The sequence below is a fragment of the Bradyrhizobium sp. CIR18 genome (genome assembly GCF_014198295.1).
Lineage (GTDB): Bacteria > Pseudomonadota > Alphaproteobacteria > Rhizobiales > Xanthobacteraceae > Bradyrhizobium.
In genome coordinates, this window is sequence record NZ_JACIHF010000018.1 from 106163 (window position 1) to 126434 (window position 20272).

Annotated in this window: 20 protein-coding genes and 1 pseudogene; 15 read left to right on the plus strand and 6 right to left on the minus strand. The window is 60.7% G+C overall.

Going from position 1 to position 20272, the window contains the following annotated elements:
• Window positions 1–46: 46 nt before the first annotated feature.
• From GGD65_RS35115 to GGD65_RS35150, 8 genes are all read left to right on the plus strand, one after another.
• Window positions 47–196 carry a CsbD family protein gene (locus GGD65_RS35115; RefSeq protein ID WP_371260728.1) on the plus strand — a complete coding sequence of 50 codons (150 nt, stop codon included), beginning with the start codon at window positions 47–49 and terminating at the stop codon, window positions 194–196.
• 485 nt (window positions 197–681) lie between these two features.
• A complete protein-coding gene (locus tag GGD65_RS40590) occupies window positions 682–849 on the plus strand; it encodes a DUF1236 domain-containing protein (protein WP_245283311.1) in 168 nt (55 codons plus the stop codon).
• A gap of 234 nt (window positions 850–1083) precedes the next feature.
• Entirely contained in the window at window positions 1084–1338 is a 255-nt protein-coding gene (locus tag GGD65_RS35125) for a DUF2933 domain-containing protein (RefSeq protein ID WP_183238200.1), read from the plus strand.
• Window positions 1338–2015 (plus strand): isoprenylcysteine carboxylmethyltransferase family protein, encoded by a 678-nt coding sequence (locus GGD65_RS35130; protein ID WP_183238201.1) that lies wholly within the window; start codon window positions 1338–1340, stop codon window positions 2013–2015. Before GGD65_RS35125 ends, GGD65_RS35130 begins: the two co-directional genes overlap by 1 nt.
• A 50-nt stretch (window positions 2016–2065) precedes the next feature.
• Window positions 2066–2491 (plus strand): hypothetical protein, encoded by a 426-nt coding sequence (locus GGD65_RS35135; RefSeq protein ID WP_018321058.1) that lies wholly within the window; start codon window positions 2066–2068, stop codon window positions 2489–2491.
• Between the two features lie 58 nt (window positions 2492–2549).
• A complete protein-coding gene (locus GGD65_RS35140) occupies window positions 2550–3257 on the plus strand; it encodes an ABC transporter ATP-binding protein (protein WP_018321057.1) in 708 nt (235 codons plus the stop codon).
• A gap of 4 nt (window positions 3258–3261) precedes the next feature.
• Window positions 3262–5625: an ABC transporter permease gene (locus GGD65_RS35145; protein WP_018321056.1), complete on the plus strand. Its 2364-nt coding sequence runs from the start codon at window positions 3262–3264 to the stop codon at window positions 5623–5625.
• A 2-nt stretch (window positions 5626–5627) separates the two neighbouring features.
• A complete protein-coding gene (locus GGD65_RS35150) occupies window positions 5628–6866 on the plus strand; it encodes an efflux RND transporter periplasmic adaptor subunit (protein WP_183238202.1) in 1239 nt (412 codons plus the stop codon).
• Between the two features lie 315 nt (window positions 6867–7181).
• Here the strand turns inward: GGD65_RS35150 and GGD65_RS35155 are convergent, their stop codons facing one another.
• Both GGD65_RS35155 and GGD65_RS35160 read right to left on the minus strand, forming a co-directional pair.
• Entirely contained in the window at window positions 7182–7547 is a 366-nt protein-coding gene (locus GGD65_RS35155) for a response regulator (RefSeq protein WP_018321054.1), read from the minus strand.
• A complete protein-coding gene (locus tag GGD65_RS35160) occupies window positions 7540–9723 on the minus strand; it encodes a PAS domain S-box protein (RefSeq protein WP_183238203.1) in 2184 nt (727 codons plus the stop codon). Before GGD65_RS35160 ends, GGD65_RS35155 begins: the two co-directional genes overlap by 8 nt.
• A 370-nt stretch (window positions 9724–10093) precedes the next feature.
• Between GGD65_RS35160 and GGD65_RS35165 the strand changes: the two genes are divergently transcribed.
• Complete coding sequence (locus tag GGD65_RS35165) at window positions 10094–11461, plus strand: transposase (protein ID WP_183238204.1); 1368 nt, start codon at window positions 10094–10096, stop codon at window positions 11459–11461.
• 123 nt (window positions 11462–11584) lie between these two features.
• On the opposite strand, the gene GGD65_RS35170 is transcribed toward GGD65_RS35165, so the two are convergent.
• Window positions 11585–12538, minus strand: coding sequence for an ABC transporter substrate-binding protein (locus GGD65_RS35170; RefSeq protein ID WP_183238205.1), 954 nt, complete (start codon window positions 12536–12538; stop codon window positions 11585–11587).
• A 437-nt stretch (window positions 12539–12975) separates the two neighbouring features.
• On the opposite strand from GGD65_RS35170, the gene GGD65_RS35175 reads away from it, so the two are divergent.
• The 4 genes from GGD65_RS35175 (at window position 12976) to GGD65_RS35190 (ending at window position 15365) form a co-directional block, all read left to right on the plus strand.
• The gene (locus tag GGD65_RS35175) at window positions 12976–13965 is read left to right on the plus strand and encodes an HWE histidine kinase domain-containing protein (RefSeq protein ID WP_018321051.1); all 990 of its coding nucleotides are present in this window, start codon (window positions 12976–12978) and stop codon (window positions 13963–13965) included.
• Window positions 13966–14003: 38 nt separating this feature from the next.
• A complete protein-coding gene (locus tag GGD65_RS35180; protein WP_183238206.1) occupies window positions 14004–14348 on the plus strand; it encodes a response regulator in 345 nt (114 codons plus the stop codon).
• Between the two features lie 339 nt (window positions 14349–14687).
• Window positions 14688–14897, plus strand: coding sequence for a cold-shock protein (locus tag GGD65_RS35185; RefSeq protein WP_018321049.1), 210 nt, complete (start codon window positions 14688–14690; stop codon window positions 14895–14897).
• Between the two features lie 228 nt (window positions 14898–15125).
• Entirely contained in the window at window positions 15126–15365 is a 240-nt protein-coding gene (locus GGD65_RS35190; RefSeq protein ID WP_157644424.1) for a hypothetical protein, read from the plus strand.
• A 1053-nt stretch (window positions 15366–16418) separates the two neighbouring features.
• On the opposite strand, the gene GGD65_RS35195 is transcribed toward GGD65_RS35190, so the two are convergent.
• The gene (locus GGD65_RS35195; protein ID WP_183238207.1) at window positions 16419–16664 is read right to left on the minus strand and encodes a hypothetical protein; all 246 of its coding nucleotides are present in this window, start codon (window positions 16662–16664) and stop codon (window positions 16419–16421) included.
• Window positions 16665–17107: 443 nt separating this feature from the next.
• Here GGD65_RS35195 and GGD65_RS35200 point away from each other — a divergent pair, with 443 nt between their 5' ends.
• Both GGD65_RS35200 and GGD65_RS35205 read left to right on the plus strand, forming a co-directional pair.
• The gene (locus tag GGD65_RS35200) at window positions 17108–17350 is read left to right on the plus strand and encodes a hypothetical protein (protein ID WP_018321044.1); all 243 of its coding nucleotides are present in this window, start codon (window positions 17108–17110) and stop codon (window positions 17348–17350) included.
• Between the two features lie 72 nt (window positions 17351–17422).
• Window positions 17423–17590, plus strand: a complete 168-nt coding sequence (locus GGD65_RS35205; protein WP_183238208.1) for a hypothetical protein — start codon at window positions 17423–17425, stop codon at window positions 17588–17590.
• An 854-nt stretch (window positions 17591–18444) separates the two neighbouring features.
• On the opposite strand, the pseudogene GGD65_RS35210 reads toward GGD65_RS35205, so the two are convergent.
• Window positions 18445–19106 (minus strand): annotated as a pseudogene (locus GGD65_RS35210) (phytochelatin synthase family protein).
• Between the two features lie 395 nt (window positions 19107–19501).
• Entirely contained in the window at window positions 19502–20005 is a 504-nt protein-coding gene (locus tag GGD65_RS35215) for an isoprenylcysteine carboxylmethyltransferase family protein (protein WP_183238209.1), read from the minus strand.
• Window positions 20006–20272 lie beyond the last annotated feature (267 nt).

Below are 20272 nucleotides of genomic sequence, written 5' to 3' on the forward strand. Positions count from 1 at the left end.
AGCTTTCCTTGGCTGGTCGTCCGGATCGGCAAAGGAGAATACGATCATGGACCGCGAACACGTGAAGGGCGCTGCTGACAAGGCAAAAGGCGCGATCAAAGAAGGTGCAGGCAAGCTTATTGGTAACAAAGACATGAAAGCAGAAGGCAAGATCGACCAGGCAAAGGGATCCGCGCATTCCGCGCCGGAGATGTGAAGGACGCAGCGCGCGATGCCGCTGATGCCCTCAAGAATAAGTAGAACAGGCAATACCAAAACTGGCCGCCCATGGGCGGCTTTCCTTTTCTACCGGCCGGTCCGGCGGACGCGCCGCTGTCGCGCTCTCAGCCGAGCCACCGCGACTGGACGGCCGCAGTGCCGGCGTGCCTGTCGAGGCCTTGGCGGAATTCCCCGTTGCACCGCATTTCGCGTTCGTCCAAGCGCCGGGAAAAAGTAGCAATCACCACCACAATCCCGGAACCTTGCCATCATTCGCGTGTTCTCGCAGGCCGCATCCTGCGGACAGGAGATTTCGATGAAAAGGCTGATGCTGGCGTGCGCCACCGCCGCGCTGATATCGACGGGCGCCATGGCGCAGTCCACTGTCGTCACTACCGGGACCGGCCATGCCGCCGCCGTCTAGATCGAACCGGAATACCGCACGAAGATCCGCACATACGTGACCGAACACAAGGTCGGCCCGTGCAGACCCGCGAGAAGATCGTGGTCGGTCAGCCCGTGCCGCGCGAAGTCGAGCTCGAGGCGGTGCCTGCCGATTGGGGGCCTTCGCTCACCAAGTACCGCTATGTCTACTCAGCCGAGCGCGTGATGCTGGTGGATCCGTCGACCCGCACGGTCGGGCCCGTTTGAGACATGCCGGGGCGGTCTGAGGATGTCCGCTCACATGGGGAGACCAGCTTTTCTGACGAGCAGAAGACGGCCGCCGACGAACTGCTCGCGCCTCAGATGGGCATGATGCCGATGATGCAGGGCGGCCCGATGGGTATGCGGATGCAAAATAAGTGAGCTTACCGGAAACTTGATGTGCCTCAACAATGATGACAACCGCGGCGGTAGTCTCCTTACATCCATAGGAGCGTGGCAATGTCGGTGCAGGATCATCCCGGGTATCGAGAGCGCCCTGAGGAGGGCATGTCCACCAAAGCGAAGGCCGGCCTCGTCCTGATGGGATTCCTCGCCATCGCCGGCGCGCTCCTGTTCACCGAGCACCGAGCCCATGTCCTCGGACTCCTGGTCTGGCTGCCTCTGCTCGCTTGCCCGCTGATGCACTTCTTCATGCACGGGGGACACGGGCACCATCACGGCGGCGGCCGGCCGAACGACCCAAGGAGCGTGTGATGCACGACATCGCGCCCGCTTACGGCCTCTGGAGCCTCGTCATCGTCAACTCGGCGGTGTTCATCCTGTTCGCCTACAGCTTCTTTAAGCCGCAGACTTCCCGCGACCGGCGCTCCTTCAGCGCCTTCAGCGCCTTTCTGGTCGCGCTGTTCGTCGAGATGTACGGCTTCCCGCTCACCATCTACTTCCTGTCCGGCTGGCTGCAGTCGCACTACCCAAATGTCGACTGGTTCTCCCATGACGCCGGTCACCTGCTCGAGATGATGCTCGGCTGGAAGGCCAATCCGCGCGCCGGACCGTTCCACATCCTGAGCTTTATCTTCATCGGCGCCGGTTTCATCCTGATCTCAGCCGCCTGGCGCGTTCTGTACGACGCGCAGCAGACCAGAAGCCTGGCGACCACCGGCCCATACAGCTACGTGCGGCATCCGCAGTACGTGGGCTTTGTCCTGGTTATGTTCGGCTTCCTCTTGCAGTTGCCGACGATCCTCACGCTGCCGATGTTCCCGGTGCTGACGATCATGTACGTGAAGCTTGCGAAGGACGAGGAGCGAGACACCAGATCCGAGTTCGGCGAAGCCTACGCGAAGTACGCGGCGGAAGTGCCGGGCTTCATTCCGCGCCTGAGCCGGATTCTCGGTCCGGGCTCCTCGGGCAGCAGCCTTCACCACGGCTGATCCGGGGCGGCCACGATGCGCGAGAGTTGGGGCGTTGGCGTCCATCATCGATGCTCCTGGCGGCTTCCGGCGTCCTGCTGATCGGCGTCGGGATCTACTTCCTATTCCTACGGCCTGCGTTGCTGCCCGAGGACATCCGGTACATGAGCCTCACCCCGGCGGAACTGCAGTCGATCGGTCCGAGGCTGACATCGTGGCTCACGCACGTGTTTCGGGTCATGGGCGGCTACGTGGCGGCCACCGGAGTGCTCGCGCTCACGCTGGCGTGGACATCCCTCTGGGACCATCGGCCGGTCGCTGCGGCCGGCGCCGGAATCGCCGGCGGGCTCTCGATCGGGCTGATGGCCGCCGTCAACTTCATGATCCATTCCGATTTCAAGTGGGTGCTGCTCGCCATGGCGCTCGTCTGGGCGGCGAGCATCGCGACGCTCGTCCGTGAATCCGCCGTTGCTCCGGACGAGCGGCCGGGACTCTGACCTACGTCAATACCGGAGCGGCGGATCCGGCCTACAATCCCTTCTCGAAAGGGCAGCCATGAGCGACGCCGTGTTCACCGCGAAGGAATTGACCAAAACATACGTCTCCGGCGAGGTGAGGGTGCATGCGCTCAACGACGTCGATCTCGAAATCGCCGAGAAGGAAGTGGTCGTGCTGCTCGGCCCGTCCGGCAGCGGCAAGACGACGTTGCTCAACATCATGGGCGGCCTCGACCGACCGACCAGCGGCAGGTTGTTCTTTCGCGATCTGGACCTGACGGACCTTGAGGATCGGGAGCTAACGAAGTATCGCCGCGATCACGTCGGCTTCGTGTTCCAGTTCTACAATCTGGTGCCGAGCCTCACGGCCTACGAAAACGTCGCGCTCGTCACCGAGGTCGCCAAGAACCCGATGCGGCCTGACGAGGCCCTCGCGCTGGTCGGGCTCGAAGAGCGGATGCATCACTTTCCCGCCCAGCTCTCCGGCGGCGAGCAGCAGCGCGTCGCCATCGCCCGCGCGATCGCAAAGCGTCCGGCGGTGCTGCTCTGCGACGAGCCGACCGGGGCGCTGGACTCGAAAACCGGAATTCGTGTCATCGAAGCTCTGCTGGGGGTCAACCGGCAGCTCGGCACCACAACTGTCATCATCACGCACAACGCTAGCATCCAAGAGGTCGCGGACAGGGTGCTATTCTTCGCCGACGGCCGGATCGCCCGCGTCCGGAAGAACGAGGCCCGCCGAGAAGCGGCCGAACTCACCTGGTGAGGGCATGAGCGCGCTCGACATCAAGCTGTTCCGGGACGTCAGGCGGCTCTGGGCGCAGGTCCTTGCCGTCGCGCTCGTCGTCGGAGGCGGCGTCGCTACGCTGGTGCTCGCTGTCGGCTCGCACCGATCTCTGGAGGAGACCCGGATCGCGTACTACGAACGCTACGGCTTCGCCGACGTGTTCGCGCAGGCGAAGCGGGCCCCCAAGGCACTCGCTTACAGGATAGGCGAAATACCAGGCGTCGCCGCTGTCGATGCCCGCATCGCCAAGCCGGCGCTACTCGACATTCCCGGGTTCTCTGAGCCCGCCAGCGCACAGTTCGTCTCGCTGCCCGACAACGGCGAGCCGCATCTCAATCGGCTCTACGTGCGTTCCGGACGGGTTCCGGAGCCGGGGCGCGCCGAGGAGGTCGTCGTCAACGAGCCGTTCGCCCGGGCCCACGGCTTTTCGGAAGGGGCGCGGTTCTCGGCCATACTCAACGGCAAGAAGCGCGAGCTCGTCATCGTCGGCACCGCGCTGTCCCCGGAGTTCGTCTACACCGTCGGGCCAGGCGACCTGATGCCGGATGACCGCCGCTATGCCATCGTCTGGATGTCGGAGAAGGCGCTTGCCGGCGTCTACGATCTCGATGGCGCCTTCTCTGCGGTATCGATCAAGCTGCAGCCCGGTGCGTCCGAGCGCGAGGTGATCTCGCGGCTCGACGTCTTGCTCGATCCCTACGGCGGCCAAGCGGCCCACGGCCGGAAGGACCAGACCTCGCACGCCTGGCTCGATCATGAGCTCGACATGCTCAACAACATGAGCCGTACGCTGCCTCCGATCTTCCTGCTGGTCGCCGCCTTCCTGGTCAATCTCACCCTGACCCGCCTGGTCGCGCTCGAACGGGAGCAGATCGGTCTCTTGAAGGCACTGGGCTACGCCGACAGCAGCATCGTGCTGCACTACTTCAAGTTCGTGGCACTGATCGTGGTTATCGGGGTCATCCTGGGCGGCGTCGCCGGCACGTGGCTCGGATATCGCGTCACCGCGCTGTTCGGCGACTTCTTCCACTTCCCCTTCCTGGTGTTCGCGAAGGCGCCGGATCTATACCTTACCGCCGGCGCCCTTAGTTCCGCCGCCGCCGCCGTCGGCGCGCTGCGGGCGCTGCGCGAAGTGGTCAAGCTGGCGCCGGCCGTCGCCATGCAACCGCCGGCGCCTCCGGTCTATCGGCGGCTGCTGCCGGCGAGCATCCAGCTCGACCAGGTCATGTCGCAACCGACGCTGATGATGATCCGGAACATCGCCCGCCATCCGGTCAGGGCAGCATTCACGACGCTTGGGATGGCGCTGGCGACCGCCATCCTGGTCGTGTCGCTGTTCACGCGCGACACCATGGAGCAACTGATCGACGTGACATACTTCCTCGCCGACAGGCAGGACGTGACCATCGGCTTCGCCGAGAAGCGGATCGAGAACGTCGTGGAGCAGGTGAACCGGCTGCCGGGCGTACTCGCTGCCGAGCCGTTCCGTGAGGTGCCCGTGCGGATCCGCCATGGCAACGTCGAACGCACGATCACGATCAGCGGCCGGCCCGCCGGTGCCGATCTGCGGCGCATCATCGACGCCGACCTCCGGCCGGTCGCACTCCCCGGGACGGGCCTCGCCATTTCCGCCATGCTCGGTCACATCCTCGGCGTACAGGCCGGCAACACGGTAGAACTCGATCTGCTGGAGGGTGCCCGCCGCACGGTCAGCATGCCGATCGTGGCAACCGTAGAGGACTATTTCGGCATCCGGGGCATGATGGACATCGAGGCGCTCCGCAGACTCATGCGCGAGGCGCCCGTCGTGAACAGCGTGAACCTCAGCCTCGACGAGAATCGGAAGGAGGACTTCTACGCGGCCGTGAAGTCCATGCCGACGGTCGGCGGCGTGGCGTTGCAGCGCGTCTCTTTGGCGAATTTCCGCAAGACCGTAGCGCTCCTCGTCACCACGATGGCAAGCATCTACACCGGACTGGCCGCGGTAATCGCGTTCGGCGTCGTCTACAACAACGCCCGGATCTCGCTCTCCGAACGGGCTCGGGAGTTGGCCAGCCTGCGCGTGCTGGGCTTCACGCGCGGCGAGGTCCTGCGGATCCTGCTGCTGGAGCTGACAATCCTGACGCTGGTCGCGCAACCGCCGGGTTGGCTCGTGGGCTACGGGCTCGCTTGGGTCATGAAGACGAATCTCGCGGGCGAACTGATGCGCGTTCGCCTCGTCGTCGAGGACTCGACCTACGTGGTCGCGACGTCCGTCGTAGTGCTGGCGGCCATCGCCTCCGCCGCGGTCATCCGCCAGCGTATCGACAACCTGGACCTCGTCGCGGTCCTCAAGACGCGAGACTAGCCATGCAGGCTAACTGGACTAAACGTATCATCGGCGCTGCGGCACTGGCCGCGATCGCGGGAGGGCTGGTCTGGTTCGCCTGGCCGCGGCCTACTCTGGTTGACCTCGCGACCGTCAGGAAGGGGCCGATCGAAGTCACGGCGGATGACGACGGCAAGACCCGTGTGCGTCACGTCTACACCGTCTCAGCGCCGATCGCGGGAAAGGTCCTGAGAATCTCGCATCCGCTCGGCGACCAAGGACCTTCGCTTCACGTCGGCGACGAAGTCGTCGCCAACCAGACTGTCATTGCCCTGATGCAGCCGACGCTGCCGGGCTTCATCGACGTGCGCTCACGCGACCAGCTTCAGGCAGAGGTTCTTGCTGCGGATGCAGCCATCCAGCAGCAGGAGGCCGAGGTGAAGCGCATCGAGGCCGCGCTGGAGTTCTCTCGGGCCGAGTTCCAGAGGGCGCAAACGCTGCTGCGGACGCAGTCGACCTCGGCCCAGGCCTTCGACAAAGCGAAATTCGAGGTGGCGACGAGCGAAGCCAATCTGGCGAGCGCCAAGGCCCAAGTCGAGATGCGCCGCGCGGTGCGAACCAGCCTGGCCGCTCGATTGATGGACCCGGCCAACGCCGCGCCTTCTGCGGAGCCGACTTGCTGCGTCCGGGTGCTCGCGCCGGCGAGCGGACGAGTGCTGAAGATCGCCCAGGACAGCGAGGCGACCGTCCTTCCCGGGACGCCCCTCGTCGACATCGGCAACCCACTTGATATGGAGGTTGTGGCAGACCTGCTCTCGACCGATGCGGTCCAGATCAAGGTCGGCGCCCCCGTCCGGATCGACGGGTGGGGTGGCCAAACCATCAAGGGGAAGGTGGTCCGCGTCGACCCGGCCGGATTCCTGAAAATCTCCGCCCTCGGCATTGAAGAACAGCGGGTTCGGGTGACCATCGACTTCGCGGATCCGCCCGAGGCGTGGGCCTCGCTTGGGCATGACTACCGGGTCGTCGTCCACGTGACCACCTGGAGCGCTCCGGACGCCCTGACGGTGCCGGTGAGCGCTTTGTTTCGGAAAGGCGACCACTGGGCCGTTTTCACCGACGAGAACGGCCGCGCCAAAACCGTCGCGATCACCGTCGGCCACCGAAACAGCCGAGTGGCCGAGGTCCTCTCTGGGCTCACCGCGGAAGATCGGGTCGTTCTGCATCCCAGCGACCGAGTGGCCGATGGAGGCAGGATCGCGATGCGCGCCGGACCGTAGGTGGCGGTCCGTTGGTAAGTGGTCCGCTTGTTGATGCAAAGCAGAAGACCGGCGAATCCTCGATTTCGCCTCGGGGTCAAAAGCGGCGGTCGGGGCAGGTGCGGCCCCGTGTCCGGTCAACTGCTAACAGCAGACATCCAAACCGGCTCAGTAGTTTTCAGCTCAGGGCTAGAAGCGGATATGGCTGCTTAGGCGAACGCCGTTCTCCAACATCTCGCGGACCCGGAGCGCGAGCTTCGCCAAGGAGATAGGCTTTTCCAAAGATCCACGCGCGATCACCGTCAGCGGCAGAACGAAGTCTGTGATCCGAGGAGGCTAGGAACGCGACAGAAGCGTCTGCAGCTTTTCGCTCAACTGGTCCTGCGAGAAGGGCTTACCGATAGCAGGGACATCTCTGAACTCCTCCTCGAGGGGCGGTGCGCCATATCCCGTGCTAAAGAGGAAGGGAATCCTTCGCTCGCGTAAGACGCGAGCCACTGGGAAAACAAACTCTCCAGCCAAGTTGACATCCAGAAGCGCCAGATCAAAGGAGCCGGTCGTCGCTAACTCGCATGCCTTTTTCAGTTGAGCCGCAGAGGCAACGACTTTAAGACCCAATTCCTCCAGCATGTCTTCGATCATAAGGGCGACCAAACCCTCGTCCTCGACGAGGAGGACCCTGGCGGCGGATACCTCAGACATTGGTAGACGTGACCCTAATGGGAAACTTCATGCGACAGCGCGTACCCTCCGGCTCGAACGCCAGGTCGAACTCGCCTGCGAGATCATGTTCGACGCAACGCTCCATCAGCCGGGTGCCGAACCCACGCCGCTTGGGTGGCGCGACCAGAGGGCCTCCGCGTTCGCGCCATTCGCATTCTAACCCGCATTGAGACCGTTCGCCCTCCACAGCCCTCCAGGTGAACGACACCGCTCCCCCCGGGGCCGACAGAGAGCCGTATTTTGCCGCGTTGGTCAGAAGCTCGTTGAGCACCATGGTGACGCTTAGTGACGTGCGGGCATCTAGATTGACGTTCGGCCCGCCTGTGACAACCCGCCCGCCGGAGACCGGCGCGACGATATCGTGAACCAGTTGCTCGAAAGGAGCATCTTGCCAATTTCGTCCCGTTAGAAGGTCATGCGCACGCGAGAGGGCCAACAGCCGTCCTGTGAACGTCGGCAGAAATTCCTGCAGATCGGCAGCATGGCGGGCAGTCTGGCTCGCGAGGGACTGCACGGTGGCAAGCGTGTTTTTGACGCGGTGGTTCAGTTCGTCGATGAGCACCTTCTGGGCATTCTCTGCGAGCTTGCGCTCACTGATGTCGACGAGCATGTTGATGGCGCCGATCAAGTTTCCTTCCGCATCGCGCAGCGGCGTCGGATAAGGAATGAAAGGCACGCGTTTGCCGTCTGGACGCTCGGCAATTGCCTCCGCTCCGCGAACTGGGCGGTTTTCACGCAGCGCGACCGCCATTGGACATTCATCGTGCGGCAGAGGCGAGCCGTCGGGCCAATAAAGCTTCCAGGTTACGCACCATTCATCGCCAGGCTGGGGGGTTCTGCCCGCCATCTCGACCGCGGCGCGATTGAAGAAATTGATCCGGCCCTCGGCATCAGTGGTGTAGATCGCGGCGGGCAGAGCCTCAAGGAGATCGCGCATGCGCTGCTCGCCTTCACGCAGTCGATCCTCCAGCTGTTTCGTAGCGGTGACGTCCTGGGCAACACGCACGCCATAGAGAAAGCGACCACTCGGGTCGCGCACCGTCGAACTCGAGATATCGAGGTGGCGCACAGAGCCGTCGGGCCGAAGCGCACGCTTGCGGATCTTGTAGTTCTCGACCTCGCCGCGCACCTGAGCTGCATAGAGTTCGGCGTCCTTCGCCCGGTCATCCGGATCGGTGTAGTCGAGAAAAGTCATCCCGAGCAGTTCGTCGCGCGAGCGGCCAGTTATTCCGCAAAGAGCATCATTCACCCGCAAGAAGCGCCCGCGCTCGTCCGCCTCCGATATGCCGACGATGGCAGCCTCGTACGTCGCTGCAAGTCGTGCGTCACTGGCCTGACGCGCCTCATTGGCGGCTTGCAAGTCCGTGACGTCGACGGTGAAGCAACGTGTATTGACGAACTTGCCGTCCACAAAACGGCTGTTTGATGTAATCAGCACATGCTTCACCGAGCCGTCTCGCGCTCGCATCCGCGCGGGATAACGTTCGAGCGGCTGGCCGCAGGAAAGGCGCTGAAGGATGTCGCCGATCACGGGAGCGTCGGCATGAAACTCCGCGATGTGACGGCCAATGTACTCCTCTGGGCTATACCCGAGCAGAGCTAATTCGGCTCTGTTTGCGCGAAGGATGATGCCTTCACCGCTGACGATATGAAGACCGACCGCGCTGTTCTCGAAGAAATCCTCCAGGTCCTGCGTTTTCTGTCGTATCTCTTCTTCGATCCGCTTTCGTTCAGTGATGTCTTGAAAGCAGTTGATGGCGCCCTGGATGATCCCGGAGTGGTCGCGCAACGCTCGGATACTGACCAGGGCCGTAAAGCGAGAGCCGTCCGGCCGCGCCATGATGACTTCGGCGTTGCGCGTGGGCGTTCCAGCCCGAACTGCCGTAGCCATGGGACAATCGCTATGGGCCAGCGGACTTCCATCGAGAAGGTAGAGTTGGTGCGAACCGCAGAAGCGCTCCTTTTTACCTAGGTTGGGGGTTCTGCCCCACAATTCCACCGCCTCGGTATTGAAGGCGACCAGCAATCCCTCGGCATCGCAAAGGTAAACCGCCCCAGGAATGGCATCCAGTGCGGCCTGGCCGGCTGCCACCAGTGCCTCGAACTCCGTCGGCTGGCGACGGGAGGAGAGCGGAAATTCCTCGACATTGGACATAAAAAGGGTCTCTCGGGGCGAGAGGAGGCCCACGCCAGGGCCATTCGGTTCGGGAAAAGATTGGCGGACACCCCGTTGGCCGGCCAACAAGCTAGAACGCGCAAGAAGGCCGATGGTTCCTTTTTACCTCACCGGATTCGCCATTGAATAAGGCACTGACGTAAGTCTGACCGAAACTAGGGCCCACAATGGGTCATAAGCAGCGGTCGAGGTGAGCTCGGCGCCGCGTCCGGTTCAGGGGGAAGTAGCGGCCAATCACAATGGCCGCAGCCTTGTTCGGCTTTTGGCCGATTTTATTGCAAAAGTCGGTTGAGTAAGACCTCGAACGGTGATTCCGTTGGGTTGACGCGATTCTCGGCGAGGTCGATCCATGATGGGCCGTCTGAAGAGTGACCAAGGTCAACTGTTCTACGAGTTTCATCTCAGCGACGCGGTCCCCGAAGATCATCTGGTGCGGAGGATCGACACTGCTCTCGATCTGACTTGGCTTCGCAGCGAACTTGCTCCTCATTATTCGTCCACGGGGCGCCCGTCGATCGATCCGGAGCTGATGATCCGGATGCTGATCGTGGGGTATGTCTTCGCGATCCGCTCGGAGCGGCTGATCTGTCGCGAAGTGCAGGTGAACCTCGCCTATCGCTGGTTCTGCAAACTGGGTATCGAGGATGCTGTGCCGGATCATTCGGCGTTCTCGCGTGCCCGCAATGAGCGTTTTCGCGCGGGGGATGTTTTTCGTCGCGTATTTGAACGTGTCGTCGAGGCGTGCATTGCGGCCGGTCTGGTTGGTGGCGAAGGCTTTGCCGTTGATGCGAGACTGATTGCGGCCGACGCTAACAAGCAGCGCTCGATTGCGGATCAGGATTGGCGCAGGGATCGTGATCCGGCGAGGTCAAGCCGCGCGGTGAAGGAGTATCTAGAGACCCTCGACGATACGGCGTGGGGCGCTGCCAGCGATGTTATTCCGAAGTTCGTTTCGCTCTCCGACCCCGCGGCCCAGTGGACCGGCGCTCACAAGGGGCCGGCATTCTTCGCTTACTCCGACAATTATCTCATCGACGTGAAGTTCGGCGTCATCCTCGATATCGAAGCCTCCCGTGCCATTCGCCAGGCCGAGGTCGGCGCAGCAAGGACCATGATCGAGCGAACAGAGGAGCGCTTCGGCATCCAACCGGAAAGGCTTGTCGGGGATACCGCTTACGGGGCAGCTCCGATGCTGAACTGGCTGGCCGAGAAGGGCATCGCGCCGCATATTCCTGTTCTCGACAAATCGAAACGAGATGATGGCACCTTCTCGCGCAGCGACTTTCGATACGATCCGACCGCCGACGTCTACCACTGTCCGGGCGCAAAGCAGCTCGGAACAAGTGGCACCGTGCACGAGGGAAAGACGCTTCTATATCGTGCAAGCAAGCTCGACTGCGATGTATGCCCCCTCAAGCCGCAGTGCTGCCCAAAGGAGCCGTCACGCAAAGTCCCGCGCGATATCCATGAGCATGCCCGAGACGTCCCCCGATCGTTCGCTGGCACCGAGGGCTTTGAGCGGTCCCGCCGCGAGCGCAAGAAGGTCGAGATGCGGTTCGCGCACTTGAAGCGCATCCTGAGGTTTGGTCGGCTTCGCCTTCGTGGTCCACAAGGCGCCCAGGATGAGTTTGTTCTGGCTGCCATCGCTCAAAATCTGAGGCGCCTCGCTTCGCTGGCTGCGCGACCACCACCTGCTCAGACCCTGTGTATTGCGTAGCGTAGGAGTTGCGTTGAGAGCGTCAGGGGCGGCGGGTCAAAGCCGGTCGGCCCCTAGCGAATGGCCGAACGACACCCATCGGTTACAGCCGACTTTTGCAACAAAATCGGCCAACAGCGGATCTTATTCGATAACCTCGTCCGCACCAACCAGCAATGTCGGCGGCACAACCAGATTGAGCGCTCTTGCTGTCCTCAAGTTCACGATGAACTCAAATTTCGAGGGACGCTCCACCGGGAGCTCAGATGCTTTCTCGCCACCCAATATTCGATCAGCTAACTGAACCGCGCGGGGAAAGTAATCCCTCTGGTTGGGCCCATAACTCATCAAGAACCCGCGCCTTGCCGCTTCACCGAGAAACGAGAGGGTTGGCAGATTGATCTGCGTTGCGGCAGCAACAAACTTCTCCGCAACAGGGGTAATCCCAGGGCCTGAGAGCTGGATGATGCCGGTTCTTTTCAGTCCTGCGATGGCTGAGAGCAGACTGGGGAAATCGTCGTTGACGCTAAATTCCAGAACAGTCGTTTCGACCCCCAGGTTCTCGGCAACACGGAGCGCCACGTCGAGCTGGCTTCTTCCGGCTGATGGCTGCCAAGCAAAAGCAACACGGTCCAAAGCTGGAACCATCTCGCGCATCAGCTGAATCCACTTGGCGGCAAGGACAGGTGTATCGAGAAAAAGCCCTGTGACGTTGCCACCGGGCCGCGCAACGCTGCGAATGAGCCCGGCTTGGATGGGGTCAGTCTCCAAATCGAAAGCCACTATTGGAGTGCTTGAGGCCCCGCTAGCAGCCGCGCGGACGGCTTGGGCCCCGACGGCAATCAGGACGCCCACTCCTTTGCCGGTCAAATCTCGGACTAACTCGGGAAGTCGCTGTGGGTCACCCTCTCCGGAGCGGGTCAAAACAGTTTCGCCTTCGACATACCCGAGGCGGCGCCACTCCCCCGCAAGCACCGAGAAGGTAATGTGATTAGGATTTATCGTAACGGGATGCAGATAACCTATCTTGCCCTTAGCGGGCTGAGCGCGAAGCAATTCGGGAAAATATCCCGCGCCAACCATGGCAATGAGCAACAACTCCCGCCGCCTCATACTCGCCCCTAGTTTGGGTACTGGCTGAAACATATGATCACGAGCAGAAACCGAAGACCATAGGGCGGCGTCGTCAAACGAATTTCCGCTATGGGTCAAACTGCGAAGAACTCAGGTCGAGCAAATCTGGTCGCTCTGCCGCATCAGCGGACCTCCGGGAGACGAGGCGCAACTTCGCAGATGGGCCACGAGGACATCCTGTGAGAAGCAGGGGCGCGCCCAGGTGTTCAGCGGAAGCGCTCGCAGGTACCCTGAACGGACTCAAGGGCAAGTGTCAGGACGCTTGAGCCACATTCAGTGGCTCTTAGTTGGGACGGGCCCGCGTTAAGTGCGGACATCTTTACCAGCTTACTGGCCCAATTTCCTTTGTGAACGACCCAGCCCAGTATTAGCTTATAAGAAACCTCTGGGTGAGCGGGCAGATGAATCTCGAAGACTTATACCGGCTTCTGCGCAGCGAGCATGTCCAGGCGCAAGGGATCGTTGACACACTGGAGGAGCCCCTCCTGGTGCTTGACCGGGCGGGCTGCGTCCTTACGGCCAACCGCGGGTTCTATGAAACCTTCAGGGTGGCTCGGGATGAGACGGTTGGACGCAGCCTGTTCGACCTTGGTGGCGGTCAATGGGACATAGCCGAACTCAGGCGGCTCGTCGGCGAGATCATTCCCCGATCTACCGCCGTCGTCGGATATGAGGTTACAGCAGAGTTCCCGACGATCGGTCGACGCACAATGCTGGTCAGCGCACGTCGTCTCGTTCACCCTGACAATAACAGCACCAGCCTCCTGATCCTGTTGGAGGACGTGACCGACAGGCGGCAAAGCGACGTCCAAAAAGACATTCTCCTCGCTGAAACGCGCCATCGGATGAAGAACCTTCTGGGGATCGTACGCTCCCTTGCCAATCAGACGGATGTGGAGGGCCGCACAGCCAACGAATACCGCGATGCCTTCTTGGGACGGTTCCAGGCCGTGGCCGAAGCCGAGACCATCGCGCTGGCCAGCAGCGCTGAAGCCAATCTGAGTGCCCTTGTGGAGCAATCGCTAAAGGTCGCAGGCCCCGAGCGATACCGGGTGAGCCCCGGACCGGCGGTGCGTCTCAACCCACGGCAGATCATGCCGATGAGCCTCATTCTGCATGAACTCGTGACCAATGCCTGGAAATATGGAGCATTCTCCAGCCCCGAAGGAATCGTGCACCTGAGCTGGCGTACGCCGGAAGAGGAGGGCAAAACCTTCCTGCACATCGACTGGCGAGAGGAAAACGGCCCACCCGTCACTCCGCCAACTCGCTCCGGCTTCGGCTCTAGGCTGATCGATCTCAGCGCAGTGCAGGGCTTAGCCGGCTCCGTGGAACTGAAGTATGAGCCGACCGGTTTAAGGGTGCACATCACCGCGCCTGTGGAGTCTTGAACCCCCGGGGACACATTGTGCACGACGCTCCCCGAATCTTGGTTGTCGAAGATGAGTATCTCATCGCATTGGAGCTCGACACCCAGTTAAGGACTGCGGGATACCGCGTGATCGGTCCCGTCCCAGACATTGATCGCGCTTTGAAGCTGTTGAGGGCTGACCGGCCCGACGCGGCCATCCTCGATGTCAACCTCGCTGGAGAATGGGTCACCCCCGTCGCGCAAGCGCTCCGGGCGATGTCGGTACCGTTCATTCTTGCCAGCGGCTACGTTGCCGCCGACCTCCAAGCCCATCCAGCCCTGCGAGACGCGGTCAATGTCGGGAAGTCGTGGAGGCCTGAGTATCTACTCAAGACCCTTCGAAACGCTCTGGAGGGAACGTAAGGACGTTACTCCGTCGTTTGTAGCTGATCCCGACATGTGGAACATACCATGCTTCCGATCCAACTTGGACCACTCAAGCCTCGCCGGCGCTAGTCGCCGGGTCGACGTGCTCTTCTCGACCATCGGTGCACTACCACGCTAACGCGCCGTTGGCTTTCTTCTTGAAGTCTGTCAACTGCTAGGGTACTGTCTCACGTATCGATACTGGCCGAACAACTGTTCCGCTTTCGCCTCAGATCCTGACGGCGCGCACGTTTCAGACATTCTCCAACATCGACTAACCGGACTACTGGCCGCAACTAGCGCGCCAGGTCCTGCGCGCACAAGAAGGAAAACCTGATGAACACCGGTACAGTGAAGTGGTTTAATACCCAAAAGGGCTTCGGCTTTATCCAGCCATCAAACGGCACCAACGACGTCTTCGTTCACATCAGCGCGGTCGAACGCGCCGGCATGGGAACTCTGACCGAAGGTCAGACCCTGTCTTACGATGTCGTCGCAGACCGTCGTACTGGCAAATCCGCTGCCGAAAATCTTCGTGCTGCTTAGTTAAGAGCACGACAGACCTGTCGCTCTAGCCACGGATGTACTGGTAGAGCTTGTGGTCCTGCCCCGCTCCCGAGTTATCGGGGCGGGGTTTTTCATTCAAGCAGGTAAAAAGATCGAAAAGCGGGCGCGACTTGCGGCTTCCTGTTGCGCCTGTGTCCGGTGGACTACGTCAGCATGTTCACCGGCCGCATCGGGAACGTGATTCCTCAGTGCCAAGCAGGAGAGTCAATGAGCATCGTTAAACGTCATCTGGCCGAGCAAGAAGAACGCTTAGTCCTGATCGAGGAAATCTGCATCGATACAGGAGCGCTTGTCCTGGATACCGCCACGGACGAAGTCTACTTTTCCGCAGACGAAGCGGCTTACAAGAACGCCTACGTCGCAGTCTTCCAAGCCTGGGCAAAGGGCACGATTAAGGGCACAGCAGAACAGATATTCGATGCAACCAAATCCATTCTTGAAGACTAGCAAGACCTCCGAGAGCGCCCTAAACATCGAGGAAAATATGTCATACGCCTATAAGCTAAACGAAGAGGGTTCGGCACCAAGCTCAAGGTCCCCAAGGACGCGCCGCAACTGAAGGGCCAAAGATCTACACGATCGTACAGTGCATGCCGATCGAGTCCGATGGACGAGTAAGATACCGCATCAAGTGCAGGTCCGAGAACATCGAGCGCGTGGTTACGGAAGATCAGCTTTCGTATTTTCACTGATCTCCGCATCTTTCCCGCAAGCGTCCATCAGACAATGCCAGGAGGCAGCAGGGAGGAAAAATGTCAGACCGGCGGGAGCTCTATCGGAGCCCGAACGGGGACGCATGGTTCATCGCACGCGAGCCCGCAAACGGTTACGCTTTCATCATCCACCAACCCAATGCGCCCTCTGGTGGCCGGCTCTCTCACATCGAGCTGGGTGAGTTCTTGCGTGACGGGAAGGGACCCGAACAGCAAGCATTGTTGCGATTGATCGGAACGCTGGTCGAGGTCCCGCCGTTTGCGTAGGATCCTTGCACTCATCGCTCACGGCCAACTCGCCTAATGACGCCTGATGGCCCACTTCAAGGCTGCCGCCAACTTGTAAGCGAGTTTAACACTTCTTTGTGAGTCGACACGTTGGGCTACCGGCCGCGGGAATTACCTGCGGGCCACGAGCGTTCAGCCCCCGCTTGCCGCGAGAGTCTCGGCCGCCCGCGAGCGAATCTTCTGAGCACGAAGCGCCGGGCGCGCCCTAAGGGGTCACCGAGTCACTTCGCGTAACCCTGTGATCGGAGCCAAGCGATCCGACGCTCTCCATTCATCCACTCGTCAATATCGGCTTTGCTCGCGAAGCCCGTAATCTCTCGCGCTTCTGTGCCCGGGTACTCGGCAATGATAGCCCAATCGCCCTCGGATTTACGGACTGGTTTGAAGCTCACTTTTATTTTTGCCATGCCGAATTATGTCAGAAGGCGGTCGAAAAGGGAACCTCGTTCGAGCCATATCCGGCCTGGTGAATAGTAGAACTCGCTCCACCGAGGATCTCTTAATCTGGAGCGATCCTGTAAACATCGCCGGGTTCGAGGTCGAGCTCCTCGAACATCCTCTGCTGCTTTTCAGTCAGGACGGCCGGCACAATTTCCGCGGTCCAGCCTTCGGGAACGGCAGCAAGCACTAGCGTCAATGCCTGTTTGGGTTTGGCAAAGGCGAGCCACATCTGCTTCGTTGGCTTCGGAGCGTCGTCCGAAGTCACCTCAACGATAGTGAATGAAGTGCCGAACGACTCTGCCATCAAGGGCTAATCCGCGGAATTGCTAAGCGTTGCAATAACTAGCTGGGTCGCGGAAGGCGGACGGGTCCAGCAATCAATTTATAGGTGGGCACCCAGGCGGTGTTCCACGATTCCGTGGTCTCGCCGCAAACCGAGCACTCGAAGCTGGCGATCTGCCGACCGGGGGCCATGGCCTCGTTTCGGCTATAGACTGCTCCACAGTGGCAGGTTCGGTAGTGGGAATCGGGCATCCCCCATTATGCACTCATGAGGCAAAACAGGCGACTGCGAAATCGACCAGGCCGCTGAGGATGGAAGCAGGACAGCTGGCAAAACCGGGAGAACCTGGCCAAAACTGGAACGTCCGATGGCTAAGGCTCCGCCATGCGGGCGCCGCCTTGCCCCCAGCTCTGCATATAATTACGCTCCACACGAAGCTCATTGAATACTGGCAGAAACTTCACATGCCACCGACGACACGCGAGTACATTGATTTTTGGGTCGAGAACAGCGTTCACGCTGCGGAGCAATATGGGACGCCGGGCGCTTCACAAAGCGTGGACGTATTAGTTGATCGCCTCGTTGAGGGGGCCGAGAGTCAAAACATCCCGCGGGAGGCCCTTGAAAAAGAGGTCGGTGATCTAAAGCAGTACATCAAGGGAAAACTCGCCACTGCTAACCAGATTGAGCAGGATCGTCGCAAGTGACTCTGCCAACGGAGAGTCGACGAAGTCGCGTCTAACTTAGCTCCGATCAGGATAGGCACTGCGAGAACGGCCATGGCGATGCGAGTGGAAATAAAGCGAGTGATACATGCTGCAACACCCGGTATGCCGCAGCAGCTCTACTCGACACTGCCGGTGCTAGGCGAGCTCCTTAGCAACGCACTCGACAGAATCGATGAACTCGAGAAGAAGGCCAACGATCAAACGGCAGACAAGCGCTGATCGCCCGCCCGATTTGATTGCTCAAGCTTTTTCCCGGCGCCTAGAACGGCGTCAGGTCAGCCACAGGCGAGGTCCGCAATGGGTCAAAAGCGCGGGTTTGAACGGCGCCGTGTCACTTCCGGTGTGCCCCGATCAGCAGACCATATCTGAGCCGAACCGAACTTCGCCATCGGGCCAACCACCGACTACGCAGCGGGCGCGTCAAGGCCGTGTGGCAGCATGACCTGTATAACGTTCTGCCCTTCCGGTGGATTGGCGCGAGATATGTCCTTTCCCGTGCACATCCTCAACTAGAACTGCCTTTCCAGCCGAGACACGTCGAACCTCTCCGTCACTCGTTTCAAACTCGACCTCGCCATCCAGCCAGATGGCTAGGAGCCGGCCCGGTGAATTATGAAAGTCCGCTTCGCGCGCCCCTGGAGGGATATGAACAAAACGAACTCGCGAAGCTTCGTAGAAAGCGGAACGTGCGGATTCATAGTTAGCGGCAGGCGCGCCATTCGGAAACGACCGCGTTAGGGTCGTGGGAACATCAACTTCCCCAAAATGGGATTCGCCGTCTGGAGTTGCATATATGCGCAGGCACTTCATTCCCGGCCTCCAATAGCTCCATCGAGCTTAGCTTATGGCGTGGCCTATGTGCGACAAATGTCGGAATCAAAACCGGCGGTCTAAGGGCCTGCAAACCGATTCCGATCTGCACTCGACACCCGACCCTCGGAGCAGCATTTGGCAGCATCGGGCCACGAGCAGGCCCGTCGCAAGGCAGCAGCTCGCAGCCTTGTTTTATTCGATCGCCTGGTCACCTCCACCGCCTCGCTCGCCTTCGCCTGACAGGCCGCAGGGATTTGCAATTACTCGATCAGCAGCAGCCCGCGCTTCTTATCGCCATCGTACGTATTTACAGCTGCGAACAGCCGTCTTCGCTCGACTAGCCATGGCTGGTAGCTGGAATTGACATCGAGCACCAAAACTAGATCTTCGGCTTCCAGATAGCCGCCAATGGGCGAATGATGTCCAACACCAGCACCAAAAATTTGCGCGCGATTGAAGTTCACGATGTAGCGTCGGCCCAGATCGTTGGAGCGACGCAGATGCTCCAGAAACTGGTCCTCGCTGAGATCACGCAAGACAGTGACTTTGCGGCTCGTGTTGGTCCCCGCGACCTCGGCCAGCTGGTCAAGCGTGAGACCCAGATGCATAAGCCTGTCCAGCACCGCCCGGTGCCGGCCAGCACCTTGCCCTCCGTGCTTGCCGCCTCGCCGAGCGACCTATACGCATTCGCAACAGCTGCAGGTCCGCAACGAGAGCTATTTGATTGCCAGTTAACGTTCCTGTGGAACGTAGCTGCCACTGGCAGGTGCCACGCGCGTTCAATAAGCTCCGGTGTACGTGTTACCGAGGACACTATGGCTTCTGTCGGCACGCGTGACTGACCAACGACAAGGGCCCCGGCATCCAGCAGGCCCGCAGTGACAACCATGCAGATAATGCTGACTGGGCGCCACCGCTTCATGGGTCTGAACCTAGCAGCAGTCCGACTGAGGCTGGCCAGATTATATCCTTAAGCTATTGGCTGGAACAGACCCCATAAATGTCCGTTGAGGGTTCAGCGCATCGCTACGCGCAGCGTGACTTCCGGTTAGCTCTGGTGGACGGACATGTTGAGCGCCGGCGGACGGTCTCCAGCGGGCAGATTCGGTTCTCATAATGCGCAGGCGCAGACGGCCGGTCTTCCTCCAGATCGGAAAGACACGGCGTGCGGAGCAGTTGCCCGGCCCGTGTGCTATTTTCAACCCCGGCGGCTAAGGTAGTGGGCCCTCCGGGGCGAGGCCGCTAGGCGCGCTTGCTACGCTTCGCCGTCTCGCAATGTTTGTTGCAGCCGGCGTCGAGCCGCTTGCAGCAATTCTTTTATGCGGCTCGCCATGGCTTCAACCGCGGAATCCAGCGCGGCACATTAGCCCGAAAGCTCTCGTACTCCGCGCCAAATGTTTGCTTGAGCGTCGGTTCTTCGTAAATCACCACAAAGACATGAAAAAAAAGCCAGAGTAGCGCGCCGTACCAGAGGAGCCGCCAATCACCAAACAAAAGGGCCTGACCAAAAATGACTGCGACGACCGCGATGTAGATCGGATTTCGCACGTAGCGATAAAGGCCAGTCACTACGAGCGTTTGTGTCGGCGCGATCGGGGCGGGCGTCCCCAGCCCCTCCAGCGCAAAACGGGCAAATGAATCCACGAGTCCGGGCACTCCGACGATGATCAATATACCGCCGAGGATGCGGGTTAGATCGACGCCGAAAAAAGCTGGCCGAAATTCCCAATGCGTGACCCACCAAGGAACGAAGCCTGCCAGCACCAACGGCGCAATGACGAAGAACAGAGCGGAGCCCAAGACGGCAATTGCCTTCGACATTGCGTGCTCCCACAACCCGACAAGAATAGCTTAGCAAATCACTTTCTGCTACGTGCATTGAACTCGGCCCACAAACAGTTGTCCCGGCCGTCGGGTTCTCTTCACCTCGCTTCTGATCTTCAGGCTGAGTTCCGAAATGGGTCACAAGCAGCCCTCAGCCGCACCGCAACGAACGGCTCCTGGTTGGCAAGGAGAATCTTCACTTTGCGGCGTTGGTCGGAGCGGCCATGTGTTCGGCCTGTTTGCGCGGTTCACGTGACCGCTGGC

Excerpts from the sequence above, each read along its gene's own strand:
- GGD65_RS35115 (WP_371260728.1), top strand. The coding sequence starts at position 47 with ATGGACCGCGAACACGTGAAGGGCGCTGCTGACAAGGCAAAAGGCGCG.
- GGD65_RS35125 (WP_183238200.1), top strand. The coding sequence starts at position 1,084 with ATGTCGGTGCAGGATCATCCCGGGTATCGAGAGCGCCCTGAGGAGGGC.
- GGD65_RS35130 (WP_183238201.1), top strand. The coding sequence starts at position 1,338 with ATGCACGACATCGCGCCCGCTTACGGCCTCTGGAGCCTCGTCATCGTC.
- GGD65_RS35135 (WP_018321058.1), top strand. The coding sequence starts at position 2,066 with ATGCTCCTGGCGGCTTCCGGCGTCCTGCTGATCGGCGTCGGGATCTAC.
- GGD65_RS35140 (WP_018321057.1), top strand. The coding sequence starts at position 2,550 with ATGAGCGACGCCGTGTTCACCGCGAAGGAATTGACCAAAACATACGTC.
- GGD65_RS35145 (WP_018321056.1), top strand. The coding sequence starts at position 3,262 with ATGAGCGCGCTCGACATCAAGCTGTTCCGGGACGTCAGGCGGCTCTGG.
- GGD65_RS35150 (WP_183238202.1), top strand. The coding sequence starts at position 5,628 with ATGCAGGCTAACTGGACTAAACGTATCATCGGCGCTGCGGCACTGGCC.
- GGD65_RS35155 (WP_018321054.1), bottom strand. The coding sequence starts at position 7,547 with ATGTCTGAGGTATCCGCCGCCAGGGTCCTCCTCGTCGAGGACGAGGGT.
- GGD65_RS35160 (WP_183238203.1), bottom strand. The coding sequence starts at position 9,723 with ATGTCCAATGTCGAGGAATTTCCGCTCTCCTCCCGTCGCCAGCCGACG.
- GGD65_RS35165 (WP_183238204.1), top strand. The coding sequence starts at position 10,094 with ATGATGGGCCGTCTGAAGAGTGACCAAGGTCAACTGTTCTACGAGTTT.
- GGD65_RS35175 (WP_018321051.1), top strand. The coding sequence starts at position 12,976 with ATGAATCTCGAAGACTTATACCGGCTTCTGCGCAGCGAGCATGTCCAG.
- GGD65_RS35185 (WP_018321049.1), top strand. The coding sequence starts at position 14,688 with ATGAACACCGGTACAGTGAAGTGGTTTAATACCCAAAAGGGCTTCGGC.
- GGD65_RS35190 (WP_157644424.1), top strand. The coding sequence starts at position 15,126 with ATGAGCATCGTTAAACGTCATCTGGCCGAGCAAGAAGAACGCTTAGTC.
- GGD65_RS35195 (WP_183238207.1), bottom strand. The coding sequence starts at position 16,664 with ATGGCAGAGTCGTTCGGCACTTCATTCACTATCGTTGAGGTGACTTCG.
- GGD65_RS35200 (WP_018321044.1), top strand. The coding sequence starts at position 17,108 with ATGCCACCGACGACACGCGAGTACATTGATTTTTGGGTCGAGAACAGC.
- GGD65_RS35205 (WP_183238208.1), top strand. The coding sequence starts at position 17,423 with ATGGCGATGCGAGTGGAAATAAAGCGAGTGATACATGCTGCAACACCC.
- GGD65_RS35215 (WP_183238209.1), bottom strand. The coding sequence starts at position 20,005 with ATGTCGAAGGCAATTGCCGTCTTGGGCTCCGCTCTGTTCTTCGTCATT.